The 12,797-nt window shown below is 57.5% G+C and carries 8 protein-coding genes and 3 rRNA genes (1 of these 11 only partly in view); 5 read left to right on the top strand and 6 right to left on the bottom strand.

The window, feature by feature from the left end; translation table 11 throughout:
* The 3 genes from ACX3YF_RS06710 to rrf (ACX3YF_RS06700) all read left to right on the top strand — a co-directional run.
* A 23S ribosomal RNA gene (locus tag ACX3YF_RS06710) occupies positions 1 to 1,734 on the top strand (it extends 1,158 nt beyond the left edge of the window).
* A gap of 151 nt (positions 1,735 to 1,885) precedes the next feature.
* Positions 1,886 to 2,001 (top strand): 5S ribosomal RNA (gene rrf, locus ACX3YF_RS06705).
* A 111-nt stretch (positions 2,002 to 2,112) separates the two neighbouring features.
* Positions 2,113 to 2,228: ribosomal RNA gene (gene rrf, locus ACX3YF_RS06700) — 5S ribosomal RNA — on the top strand.
* Between the two features lie 157 nt (positions 2,229 to 2,385).
* Here rrf (ACX3YF_RS06700) and ACX3YF_RS06695 read toward each other — a convergent pair.
* From ACX3YF_RS06695 to ACX3YF_RS06675, 5 genes are all read right to left on the bottom strand, one after another.
* Complete coding sequence (locus tag ACX3YF_RS06695; protein WP_130211267.1) at positions 2,386 to 2,853, bottom strand: SRPBCC family protein; 468 nt, start codon at positions 2,851 to 2,853, stop codon at positions 2,386 to 2,388.
* Positions 2,854 to 2,882: 29 nt separating this feature from the next.
* Positions 2,883 to 6,299: an amino acid adenylation domain-containing protein gene (locus ACX3YF_RS06690; RefSeq protein WP_458973577.1), complete on the bottom strand. Its 3,417-nt coding sequence runs from the start codon at positions 6,297 to 6,299 to the stop codon at positions 2,883 to 2,885.
* 12 nt (positions 6,300 to 6,311) lie between these two features.
* Positions 6,312 to 7,241: a diiron oxygenase gene (locus tag ACX3YF_RS06685; RefSeq protein ID WP_130211269.1), complete on the bottom strand. Its 930-nt coding sequence runs from the start codon at positions 7,239 to 7,241 to the stop codon at positions 6,312 to 6,314.
* Entirely contained in the window at positions 7,238 to 8,014 is a 777-nt protein-coding gene (locus ACX3YF_RS06680) for a DUF3050 domain-containing protein (protein ID WP_130211270.1), read from the bottom strand. The genes ACX3YF_RS06685 and ACX3YF_RS06680 overlap by 4 nt, the downstream gene beginning before the upstream one ends.
* Positions 8,015 to 8,694: 680 nt before the next feature.
* A complete protein-coding gene (locus ACX3YF_RS06675) occupies positions 8,695 to 9,405 on the bottom strand; it encodes a GntR family transcriptional regulator (RefSeq protein ID WP_448645525.1) in 711 nt (236 codons plus the stop codon).
* A 196-nt stretch (positions 9,406 to 9,601) separates the two neighbouring features.
* On the opposite strand from ACX3YF_RS06675, the gene lapG reads away from it, so the two are divergent.
* The gene (lapG, locus tag ACX3YF_RS06670) at positions 9,602 to 10,294 is read left to right on the top strand and encodes a cysteine protease LapG (RefSeq protein ID WP_458973576.1); all 693 of its coding nucleotides are present in this window, start codon (positions 9,602 to 9,604) and stop codon (positions 10,292 to 10,294) included.
* 14 nt (positions 10,295 to 10,308) lie between these two features.
* Positions 10,309 to 12,255, top strand: a complete 1,947-nt coding sequence (lapD, locus tag ACX3YF_RS06665) for a cyclic di-GMP receptor LapD (protein ID WP_458973575.1) — start codon at positions 10,309 to 10,311, stop codon at positions 12,253 to 12,255.
* A 75-nt stretch (positions 12,256 to 12,330) separates the two neighbouring features.
* Here lapD and ACX3YF_RS06660 read toward each other — a convergent pair whose 3' ends face one another.
* Positions 12,331 to 12,696, bottom strand: coding sequence for a hypothetical protein (locus tag ACX3YF_RS06660; protein ID WP_047535976.1), 366 nt, complete (start codon positions 12,694 to 12,696; stop codon positions 12,331 to 12,333).
* Between the last annotated feature and the right edge of the window lie 101 nt (positions 12,697 to 12,797).

Genomic DNA, 12,797 nt, shown 5'->3' with positions numbered 1-12,797 from the left:
TCACTTAGGTGATGCGGTAGAGGAGCGTTCTGTAAGCCTGTGAAGGTGAGTTGAGAAGCTTGCTGGAGGTATCAGAAGTGCGAATGCTGACATGAGTAACGACAATGGGTGTGAAAAACACCCACGCCGAAAGACCAAGGTTTCCTGCGCAACGTTAATCGACGCAGGGTTAGTCGGTCCCTAAGGCGAGGCTGAAAAGCGTAGTCGATGGAAAACAGGTTAATATTCCTGTACTTCTGGTTATTGCGATGGAGGGACGGAGAAGGCTAGGCCAGCTTGGCGTTGGTTGTCCAAGTTTAAGGTGGTAGGCTGAGATCTTAGGTAAATCCGGGATCTTAAGGCCGAGAGCTGATGACGAGTGTTCTTTTAGAACACGAAGTGGTTGATGCCATGCTTCCAAGAAAAGCTTCTAAGCTTCAGGTAACCAGGAACCGTACCCCAAACCGACACAGGTGGTTGGGTAGAGAATACCAAGGCGCTTGAGAGAACTCGGGTGAAGGAACTAGGCAAAATGGCACCGTAACTTCGGGAGAAGGTGCGCCGGTGAGGGTGAAGCACTTGCTGCGTAAGCCCACGCCGGTCGAAGATACCAGGCCGCTGCGACTGTTTATTAAAAACACAGCACTCTGCAAACACGAAAGTGGACGTATAGGGTGTGACGCCTGCCCGGTGCCGGAAGGTTAATTGATGGGGTTAGCTAACGCGAAGCTCTTGATCGAAGCCCCGGTAAACGGCGGCCGTAACTATAACGGTCCTAAGGTAGCGAAATTCCTTGTCGGGTAAGTTCCGACCTGCACGAATGGCGTAACGATGGCGGCGCTGTCTCCACCCGAGACTCAGTGAAATTGAAATCGCTGTGAAGATGCAGTGTATCCGCGGCTAGACGGAAAGACCCCGTGAACCTTTACTATAGCTTTGCACTGGACTTTGAATTTGCTTGTGTAGGATAGGTGGGAGGCTTTGAAGCGTGGACGCCAGTTCGCGTGGAGCCATCCTTGAAATACCACCCTGGCAACTTTGAGGTTCTAACTCAGGTCCGTTATCCGGATCGAGGACAGTGTATGGTGGGTAGTTTGACTGGGGCGGTCTCCTCCTAAAGAGTAACGGAGGAGTACGAAGGTGCGCTCAGACCGGTCGGAAATCGGTCGTAGAGTATAAAGGCAAAAGCGCGCTTGACTGCGAGACAGACACGTCGAGCAGGTACGAAAGTAGGTCTTAGTGATCCGGTGGTTCTGTATGGAAGGGCCATCGCTCAACGGATAAAAGGTACTCCGGGGATAACAGGCTGATACCGCCCAAGAGTTCATATCGACGGCGGTGTTTGGCACCTCGATGTCGGCTCATCACATCCTGGGGCTGAAGCCGGTCCCAAGGGTATGGCTGTTCGCCATTTAAAGTGGTACGCGAGCTGGGTTTAGAACGTCGTGAGACAGTTCGGTCCCTATCTGCCGTGGACGTTTGAGATTTGAGAGGGGCTGCTCCTAGTACGAGAGGACCGGAGTGGACGAACCTCTGGTGTTCCGGTTGTCACGCCAGTGGCATTGCCGGGTAGCTATGTTCGGAATAGATAACCGCTGAAAGCATCTAAGCGGGAAACTAGCCTCAAGATGAGATCTCACTGGAACCTTGAGTTCCCTGAAGGGCCGTCGAAGACTACGACGTTGATAGGTTGGGTGTGTAAGCGCTGTGAGGCGTTGAGCTAACCAATACTAATTGCCCGTGAGGCTTGACCATATAACACCCAAGCAATTTGCATGCTCCTAAATAAAGAGCAAAGCCAGATTGCGGTGTGTGAAGACGCAATGAACCGAAAGTTCGCACAACACACAAACTATCGCATACCCAATTTGCTGAAGCGTCGAAAGACGGTTCGGTACCCGAATTTCTTGACGACCATAGAGCATTGGAACCACCTGATCCCATCCCGAACTCAGCAGTGAAACGATGCATCGCCGATGGTAGTGTGGGGTTTCCCCATGTGAGAGTAGGTCATCGTCAAGATTAAATTCCGAAACCCCTATCTGCGTATGCAGGTAGGGGTTTTGTCTTTAATAGTAGAAGCATCAAGAATTCGTTGGCACGCCATAACAGGCGGACCGGCACACAGAATTTCTTGACGACCATAGAGCATTGGAACCACCTGATCCCATCCCGAACTCAGCAGTGAAACGATGCATCGCCGATGGTAGTGTGGGGTTTCCCCATGTGAGAGTAGGTCATCGTCAAGATTAAATTCCGAAACCCCTATCTGCGTATGCAGGTAGGGGTTTTGTCGTTCTGGACCAGCCAAAAATCATCAGCCACAAAAAAGCCAGCCCCTGGGCTCAGAGGCTGGCTTTGTAGCAGCAACAGAAGTGGTCGGCCGGCAGAGAAGCAAGCCCAGCCTTATTCAAACACCTTCAACACATTATTCATCGCATCATCGGCAAAGCCCTGAACGAAATCCTTGAACCCCGGTAGCGCATCAGCACCCCCCTGTGCAGGTTCGGCAATGATCGTCCAAGTGGCCCGCGATTTACCTGCTCCCAGTGATTCCACGTTCATGGCCGCCCATAAATTGGCCACGCCCAAGGTGTTGTAAATCGTGGTCCAAGTCATGCTCAGAGCCTGGTCGTCGCGGGAGTTGAGTTGCTCGACCACCAGGTTGCCGTCCCTGAAGAACTTCTTGCGTAGGGACGACACGCCCTCGCCGGTCATCTCGATGTGCGACAGCGCCGGGATGAATTGATCGAAGCCGGCGAAGTTGCCGACCACGGCCCAGACTTTTGCAGCATCGACCGGTACTTCCACCGAGGACACGACCTGGCAGCCTTGCGGGTTTTTGATCAGGGTGTCGGGTTGCAGAGTGCTCATGGTTTTTCTCCGTTCTTGGTTGGGATGGATCAGATGAAATTGATTTCTTTGAGGTAGTCGCAACCGCGTCGCAGCAGCGCAGGGGACTTTTCCGGGTAACACGCGCCCATTTGTCGAACGCCAGCCTTGGCGTTGTCATGGCCGATCATGGAGATGTCGCCGATGTCTTCCTCAAAGCCGTTGAGGTAGAAGCCCAACACCCCGAACAACGCGTTGTCGCTGTCGACTCGACCCAATTGCTGCTGCCAATCGGTGACACTGACCAGGGAAAATTCGCGACCTGCTTCGCGAAAGGAGGCCACGTAGGTGCCCCAATCCAGCGGTTCGGGGTTGTGCAGGTTGAACACTGGCCTTTGCGGCTGATAACGGCTGGCATGAAAGGCGATAAAACGGGCGAGGAAATCCACCGGCATCAGGTCGAAATTCAGCGCGAATGCCGGCACCTGCCCGAGCTGGATCGACCCCTTGAGCATCAGCATCAAACGGTTCTTGTGCGGCTGGCACACGCCTGTGGCGCTGTTGAAACTGATGTTGCCGGGGCGATAGAGATTGACCCATACCCCGCGCTCCCGCGCGCGCTCAAGAATCCGTTCGCCGACCCACTTGGACAGGTTGTAGCCATTCTTGATGTAGATCGGCGGGGTATGTGCCGCGGGTAACTCAAGCACCCGACCTTCGGCGGAGATGGTGCTGGAGGCCGAAAGCGTCGAGACGAAGTTGAAGATCTTTTTGCTGCGCCCTTCGCACAGGCGCAGGCACTCGAAAATCGGTTCGACGTTATCCCGCGCCAACGACTCGTAATCGAGCACGTGATTGACGTTGGCGGCGTTGTGCACCAATGCACCGAACTCTCGATCGAGCCGCTCATATACATCAGCGGCCAGCCCCAGTTGGGGACGTGTGATGTCCGCTGCGTATACCCGAATCCGACTCAGGTCCAAGTGCTCCAGACGGTTTTCCCGGAGCGCATGGGCAAACCGTTCTGGAGCCGGTTGCCCATCGCTGTCGCGCACCAGGCATGCGACTTCACTGGCACCCCACGCCAGCAGCGCTTCGACAATGTGGACGCCGACAAAACTGTTGGCACCGGTGACGATGACTTTGTGCACGTCACCCAGGCGGTTGGCGGGCAATGGCTGCACCTCCAGTTCACGCAGGACATCGGCCATGGCTTGCGGGCTCAACACCTCTTCGCTGCCGGAGCCGCGAACCAGCGTCGCCAGCTTGGTGATGGTGGGCAGCTCGATGAAGCGGTTGATCGAAATGCTGCGACCGAACTCCTCGCGTAAACGCAGGAGCATGCGCGACAGCAGGATCGAGTGACCGCCCAGATTGAAGAAGCTTTCGTCGGTGGAAATATCGCTGCTCGGCAACTCCAACAGCTCGGCCCAGATCTGCAGCAACAGCGCTTCATCGGCACTGACAGGCAAGCGTCGGGGGGTGTTTTCGCTGACGGTCATCGGCAGTTCCAGCAGCGCCTTGCGATCGATTTTGCCGTTGCTGGCGTACGGCATGCTCGCCATTTCGGTCCAGGCGATGGGTTGCATGTAGTCCGGCAAGTGCTGCGCCGCATGGGCCTTCAGTGCCTGGCGAGCGGCGCCGGTTCGATCTTCCTGAGGCTGGGCGAGGAAGGCCAGAATCCGTCGCTGGGCGTCGATGACCACCGCCACCTGCCGGTACAACTGACTGTCGCGCAGGCAGCGTTCGATTTCCTCCGGCTCGACCCGAAAGCCGCGAATTTTCACTTGATTATCACGCCGTCCGCACAGCTCGACCCCCTCAGGGGTCCACTTCGCCATGTCGCCGGTTCGGTAGGCGCGCAGGCTTTGGCCATTGGGCAGGCTCAAGCTCAGATAACGTTCGGCGGTCTGCTGTGGATTATTCAGGTAACCCAGGCAAACACCCGGTCCGACAATGAACAACTCGCCAACGGTCTGCTCGCCAACAGGCTGCAAGTCTTCATCGAGAATCAGCACCTGGCTGTTGGCGATCGGACCGCCCAGCGACCGATTGTTATCGCCGGTCCGCAGTCGTCGCGCCGTAATCAGCACCGTGGCTTCGGTGGGGCCGTACAGGTTGTAGAGCGTGCCTTGGCGGGTCAGTTGCTGGATGACCCAGGGCTCGCAGACATCGCCGCCGGTCATCACGTGATCGAGGCCTTGCAGTTGCTCCAGCGGCAGGATGCTCAGCAAGGCCGGCGGCAAAAAGGCGTGGCTCAGACGTTGATGGCGGATCAACTCAACCAATTGCAGTGTGTCGCGACGCTGGTCCTCGCTGGGCACGATCAACTCGGCACCTTGCAGCAGGGTCGGGAAAATATCGATTAACGAAGAGTCGAAACTCAGCGACGAAAACTGCAGCACCCGACTTTGCTCGGTCAGCTGCACATAGTCGGCGTACCACGCCGTGAAGTGGGCGAGATTGGCCTGGCTGAGCAGCACGCCTTTGGGGTGACCCGTCGTGCCCGACGTGTAGAGCGCCATGCACGGTGCGTCGAGATTGAGGCGTTGGTGCATCAGCGGTTGATCGGGATCCGCGTCATCGACGTCGATAAGGGAAATGTCCAGCCCCGGCATTTCTGATGAGAGCGGATGTTGCCCGTCATGCAGCAGCAAGACCGCGCCGGCGTTCGACAGGATGTATTGCTGACGCTGTAACGGATGGCTCGGCTCCAGTGGCAGATACACAGCGCCGCAACCGAGGATCGCCAGAATTCCCGCGTACAACGCGCTGCATTTTGGCAGGCAGATACCCACCACAATGGGTCCTGGATGCCGGGCCAGCAGCGGTTGCAAACGCTGGGCGATGGCTCGGCTGTGGTTATGCAGTTGGCCGTAGTCGATTGATGTGCCGGCAATGTTCAGCGCAGGGCGATCGGCAGACCGAGTCAATCGCTGCTCCAGCCGCTCGATCATTGGCGTCTGTGCCAATTGCAGCAGGCGCGGTTCATCGGTGGCATTGAGCCGATGCACAAATGCCAGGCTCTCGAGAAACAGCAGACTTTCCACGCGCTCGAAGGGCGCCGAAGGGGTGGGGCCGGCGAGCAAAAAATAGTCGGCGTCCCTGGAGAAGCGGCTGACCAGCAGGGCCGCATGGTCCACCAGTTCCGCTACTGCGCGCAGACGCAAGGACTGGCCATTGCCCGAGGGTTCATCGGCTATCGGGACACGGCTGACCAGCGCGCAGTCGTGCAGGCACAGCAAGTCCAGCGACGGCAGCCCGGAAGCGCCCGGTAAACCGATGCCCAGTTGCAGCGTCAGTCGCGGCACATCCTCGAAGCGCTGAATCGTCAATGTGGCATCGTCGATCAACAAGTCCACGGGCTTTGGCATCAGCGCATCGCCGGCCTTTACCCGCGTCAGTACATGACCGTGTTGTTCGAGTTCCAGCGCCAGGTCGGTCAGGGCCTGGCTGTGTCCTACGAGCAATATGTCGAGACGTCTCATGATGGCTCCTCCTCAAATCAGGTAGTCGCTCAAGGCGCGTTGCACGCACGGCGAATCCAGCAGCGAACTGCTGTGGAAGAACCGCACGATGTTGGTCACCAACGGGTGATGGCGATTGATCGGGAAGGCCAGCCCCGACACTTCACGCCTGAGGGCGTGCCGCGCCGTGTCGCTGATCCGCAAGGCGTCGATCAACCGGAAGTCGAAGGACTTCTGGATGTCGTTGGTCAGGTAGTGGCCGATGAACACCGGCAGGATCCGCGCGATGCATTGGCGGTCTTCTTCGCTCGCGGTGTGCCAGTAGATGCGCACCATCCGCGACCAGAAGCCAGAGTGCCGGCCTTCGTCCAACAAGTGATCGGCCATCAAGCCCTTGATCGACTGCTTGACCGTATCGTCCTTGGCGAAGGCCGCCACATCGCCGGTCACGGTGTTTTCGGCGATGGCCACGCAGATCAGTTCCACGGCCCCACGCAGGTGCTGCGGCGCGAGTGCCACGGCCGTCGGGATCGCGCGGCTCAGCTCGATTTCGCCCGGCAGTTCGATGGGTGCGATGCCGGTCATGGCGACCGTCTGCTGCATGAAATCCATCGCCACCAGCGCGTGGTAATCCTCGTCCACGACGACGGTCATGGCGTCATAACGGCAGGCGAACGGGAAGGCCACGTCGAAGCGATTCTTGGCGATGCTGCGGGCGGTCTTGTCGACGATCTCGGTTTCGAAAATCACCACGTCGTTGATGAATTTGTAGAGCGTCTGCACCAGGGCGAAGTCGCGCTGTTCCGGGCACTCACGCTGGAAGCTATCACTGAGCACCAGCGGTTGGCGGCTTAGTGGGTAGATCAGTTTGTCGTCGTTCTCCAGCACGCGACGCGGGCGGGTGCGAATGGTCGCGCGGCTTTCCCAGGCGTCGGCGAAGGATTGGTAGTCGGCGGCGTTCATGCGTTCACCTGCGCAAGCTGTTCGCTCATGCTCAGGCGCAAGCCGTCCCACAGAGCGATGCGGCTTTCCACCGCGGCGATGGCGCTGGCATACACGTCTTCCTGTCGTTGCGGATCACCATCGACCAGTCGGGCGAGGAGTTTTTCCGCGGCCGGGCCGTGGTCTTCGGAGTCGACTTCAATGTGTCGTTGGAGGTAATAGCGGAAGGTCGGCGCCTGTTCGATGCCGATGCCCCAATCGTCGAGAATGCGCTGGAACATCTGCGGAATGACGCTCTCGCGGCCGTGTAGAAACGCTGCCGCCACGCTATGGCCTGGCGCATGTAGTGCGGTGTGCAGCGTATGGCGTACAAACCGAGCCGCCGCTGGATCGACGTTCACGCTTTGCAACGCCACGTCGTAACTCACGCCTTCTTGTTGCAGCGCGACGAAGTGCTCGATGGCGGATGTGCTGGCGCCGACTTCACGCATCGCATCCAGATACAGTTCGAAATGGCTGTAGTGACCATGGACCGGGCGGTCGTCGGACTCTTCGCCCAACACGATCTCATTGATTAACCGAGCGGCCTGTGGATCTTGCGGCGGCAGCCACGGCAGATGGATGCACGTCAATTCCTGCTGTAGACGCTTGGTCAGGGACATGAAGTCCCACACTGCAAACACATGGGTTTCCATAAAACGTTGCAATACGGACAGTGAATGTATTTCCGAGAAAATCGGGTGTGAACCAAGCTCGGCTTTCTTCTGATTGAGACGGTCTTTAGTTGGTTTCATGGGTGAACCTCTAAATAGTCAGATGGACTGTAATTGCGCACTAACTGTTGATGTTTCTTTTCTGCTGGCGAACGCGCGCCTCAAATGAATTGATCGGTTTAGTTGTATTTGGATCAGCGTTATATGGCGCTGCCGTCGGTGTGCATGGGCGGCGTGGAAAAATTAGTACACAAGTTAAGTGTTGGGCAAGTTATTTCGTTGACTTTTTAAAGTTAAACTTTCTTGGGTGTGAGAAGTTCCAATAAAACTTCTTATATAAGTTTTATTGGCATGTCGTTGCTCCTTCCGTCTTATATAAGTCAGAATTTAAATAAAGAGTGAATGCCTCACTCGAAGCAACTTTCTTATCTGAATGGTTGAGGTGATTTGACTAAGGGAGAAGTGACGGGGGTGACACCGACTCTTCCGCTCCCGTGGCGAGGCTCCTTCCGTAGGTTTCTGGTGCGAGGACTGCTCCGCGGTGGCGGCGCTTCACCCGTTCATCGTTCGTTGTCGACCCAAGAGTGAGCGTAATTCAAGGCAGCCGCTATCACCGAGGTGTGCGGATTGGAAAGGGAGGTAGAGGCGGGAAATTTGTAAGGGGATGGTTCGCTTTCAGGTACTAAAGAAACCGTGTGCAGGTTTTGTGGCCGCTGCGCAGCCCGGCGAGAGCAAGCTCCCTCGTCACAGGCCGATCGGTGTCATTTGGAGGTTTTTTTGTTTTGGGCTTCAAGGCTGCCCAGGTAGCGAGTAATGACTTCGACCCCACGATTGAGGTGGTTTTCCAGCAACGTTACCGACCTTTCGACGTCCCGGTCTTCGGCGGCCCGCAGCAGTGCCCGGTGATCTTCCTGGGATAACTTGCCCAGGCCCATGGCTTCCAGATTGAAGCGCAGGAAACGCTCTTCTTCGTTCAACCCGTCTTCGACCAGTTTCAACAGCCGGCGATTGGGGGCCTTGTTGTAGAGCGACATATGGAACAAGCGATTGAGTCGACCGATTTCGGTGTAGTCCTTTTCCGTTTCCAACTCGTCGATGTAACGGGCAGCTTGGTCAATATCCTCGTCTTCGAGCAAGGGAATCGACAAGCGCAGCGCTTCGGACTCCAGCAGGATCCGCAGTGCATAGGTTTCAGCAGCGTCGCCCTGCACCAGCGGCGCAACGACCGCGCCTTTATGGGCGATCACGTTGAGCAGTGCCTGGGCTTCGAGTTGGCGCAGGGCTTCGCGAACCGGCATGCGGCTGACGCCAAACAAGTCGGCGAGGTCTTGCTGGCGCAAGGCCGTACCGCAGGGAATACGACCGTCGAGAATGGCTGAGCGCAGGGTTTGTTCTATCACTGAGCGTGCCAGATGAGCGGGAATCGGCCCGTTGACCTTGATACTGCCGAGAGGGTTGGGCTTTTGTGTCACTACTACGCACCCTGATTGATTGAGGTTTTTGGATCCAACTGACACTAGTGACTGCCGGACAGGTTGTCAAACGCCCAACATAGGGGGCTTTGTCTTAGTCTAGCGCGTGGTCGCTGATCTCAGCGTGCCATTGTTTTTTAGCGGGCGAACCGACACCATCAACCGACGTTCTCCTGACTACCCTGGATGCCTTGCATTGGCGGTACGTTTCCCGATCTCCCGGATATTGCGCTGTCTGTGCGGCGCCTTGCTCCTGGCCGGCGTGCTGCTGGGCGGGGTGCATGCCGATTGGGATTTTTCCCTGATCAGCGGTCGGGCGCGGGCATTGTACGGCCCTTTGGGTGAAGGTCAGCAGCGCATTGATGATTGGCAACACTTGTTGGCCACCCAGAAGCAGGTCAGCGAGCTGGACAAGCTCAATGCGGTCAACCGCTTTTTCAACAAACGAGTACGCTACGTCGAGGACATCGACCTGTGGCACCAGGTCGATTACTGGGAAACACCCATCGAAGCCCTGTGGAAAGGCGCCGGTGATTGCGAAGATTACGCGATCGCCAAATATTTCAGCCTGCGCCACCTCGGCGTCTCCAGTGACAAGCTGCGCATTACCTACGTAAAGGCGTTGAGCCTGAATCGCGCGCATATGGTGCTGACCTACTACTCCAGCCCGGACGCCGAGCCGCTGGTGCTCGACAGCCTGATCGACGTGATCAGGCCGGCCAGCCAAAGAAAGGATTTACTGCCGGTCTACTCTTTCAATGCCGAAGGGTTGTGGTTACCGGGGGCCAAGGGTAATCAGAAGGTTGGTGACACCAAACGTCTGTCCCGATGGCAGGATGTGCTGAAAAAAATGCAGGCCGAAGGATTCCCGGTCGAGACGACCAACTAGGAGCGCGCCCACAGATGTCTTTGTTCAAACAACTTTTGATCGCTATCTGTCTGTTTCTGGTCGTCGCCTTCACCGGCAACTTCGTGGTCAGCCTGGAGAGCTCGCGCGCCCAATACGTCAATCAACTGCGCTCCCACGCGCAGGACGCGGCGACGGCGCTGGCGCTGTCCCTGACGCCGAACATCGACGACCCGGCGATGACCGAGTTACTGGTCAGCTCGATCTTCGACAGCGGTTATTACGCGAGCATCCGAGTGGTCGATATATCCAGCGATAAAACCCTGGTCGAACGCAGCGGCATTCCGGCCGATACCCATGTGCCGGACTGGTTCGTCAAACTCATTGGCCTGGAACCCGCTGGCGGCGATGCGATTGTCAGTCGTGGATGGGAGCAGGCCGCGCGGGTCGAGGTGGTCAGTCACCCGATGTTCGCACTGGCCAAGCTGTGGCAGAGCGCCTTGGGCAGCCTGGGGTGGTTGCTGGGCTGTGGCGTGGTCAGTGCGGTATTGGGCGCGCTGTTGCTGCGTCGGCAATTGAAGCCGCTGGATTACATGGTCCAGCAGTCCCACGCCATTGCCCGTCGCGAGTTTCTCAGCTTGCCGCAATTACCGCGTACGCCGGAATTGCGTCGAGTGGTATTGGCCATGAACCAGATGGTCGAGAAGCTCCAGGCGTTGTTTCAGGAACAGGCCGAGCGCAGTGAAAAACTGCGAATCGAGTCCTATCAGGACAGCCTGACCGGACTGGCCAATCGACGTTATTTTGAGATGCAATTGAACGCACGGGTGAGCAATCCCGAACAGGCCAGTTCCGGTTATTTGCTGCTGTTGCGGGTTCAGGACCTGGCGGGTTTGAACCAACGGCTGGGCGGGCAGCGCACCGATCAGTTGCTTCAAGCGGTCGGCCAGCAGTTGTCCCGCGAGTGCGCCAGATACCCGGAAACGCAAAATCTGGTCACGCGGATCCGAGGCGGCGAATTCGCCGTGCTGGCGCCAGGGCTGGTGCGTGAGGAGGCCCTGCAACTGGCGCAGCACCTCGACATCGCCCTGGCCAGCCTGCATGCGACCGGCGCCACGGACGTGGTCTCGGTGGCCGCCATCGGCCTGGCACCCTTTATTCATGGCGATACCCCGCAAGCCGTGCTCGGGCTGGCGGACCAGGCATTGGCGCAGGCCGAGGGCCAGACTGGCTCGAACTGGGTCTGCCTCGATCACAGTGCGTTGGCCGGGGTCGGTGACGACCACCATGCCTGGCATGAGATGCTGGATCAGGCGCTGAATCAGCGGCGATTCAAACTGTATTTCCAACCGGTCGTCGCCAGTCAGGACACACAGTTGGTGCTCAATTACAAAGTGCTTTCACGCTTGATCGACGATGAGGGTCAGAGCATCCCGGCGGGACGTTTCCTGCCATGGCTTGAACGGTTCGGCTGGGCTGCACGACTGGACCGGCTGATGTTGGAGCTGGTGCTCGAGCAGATGGACGATCACGAACATTCATTGGCGTTGAACCTGTCGCTGGCGACTCTGCAAGATCCGCAAGCGTTGAATGCGCTGTTCGAGACGCTACGTTCGCATTCCAATCTGGGGCCACGACTGACCCTGGAAATCGGCGAAGAGCAATTGCCGGAGCAAGCCGATCTCGCAGACCTGACACGGCGTTTGCGCGAACTGGGGTTCTCGTTGAGCCTGCAACATTTCGGTGGGCGCTTCAGCATGATCGGCAACCTGGCGAGACTCGGATTGGCCTATCTGAAAATCGATGGCAGCTACATCCGCGCGATCGATCAGGAGAGTGACAAACGCCTGTTTATCGAAGCCGTTCAACGTGCCGCCCACGGTATTGATCTGCCGTTGATTGCCGAGCGTGTCGAAACCGAAGGGGAGTTGGCGGTGATTCGCGAGATGGGTGTGTATGGGGTTCAGGGGCGGTTGGTAGGAGAGCCCAAGCCTTGGGCTTAGGGCATGGGGTTGTGTCGTCGTTGATGCCGCCATCGCGAGCTTGTTCGCGATGGCGGCATCAACGTCAGCGAAGCGTCAGATAAATCCTTCCTCATCATCCTCAACCAGAAGACTCAGCCCACCCAAGGCCTCACGGGCCTGGCTGCGGTCCATGAATTTGGCCTGCGCCGGCGCTGGCAGATCGGTGACCAGGATCACGCCTTTGCTGATCAGCACCTCGATCAAGTCATCGAGTACCCGGATCATTTCCAGGTCACTCTGTCTCAGTTGCTTGAGCTGTTTGATTTGCAGCAGTTGTTTGTGGCTGGTGGCCATGACTTCACTGGCGAACCAGGCCTGGAGGTCAGGGTGGTCGGCCGGAAGCGTTTCCGTGGATTCGGCGTAAGCTTCGGCTTCCACGCGCATCAGGTGGCCTTCTGCGTTGCGTTGCACGTAGAACATCAATCATCCCCCAATAGTGAACAGCATCATGCTGTCAGCAGCATAGCCAACATCGCGCCGATGGAGGGCTCAGCGCACATCCCCGAATACTCGTTACCCCG

The organism is Pseudomonas fluorescens group sp. PF-69 (assembly GCF_054481235.1).
Note: the sequence above shows the minus strand (reverse complement) of the source record. Positions and strands in the feature narration are given on the sequence as shown.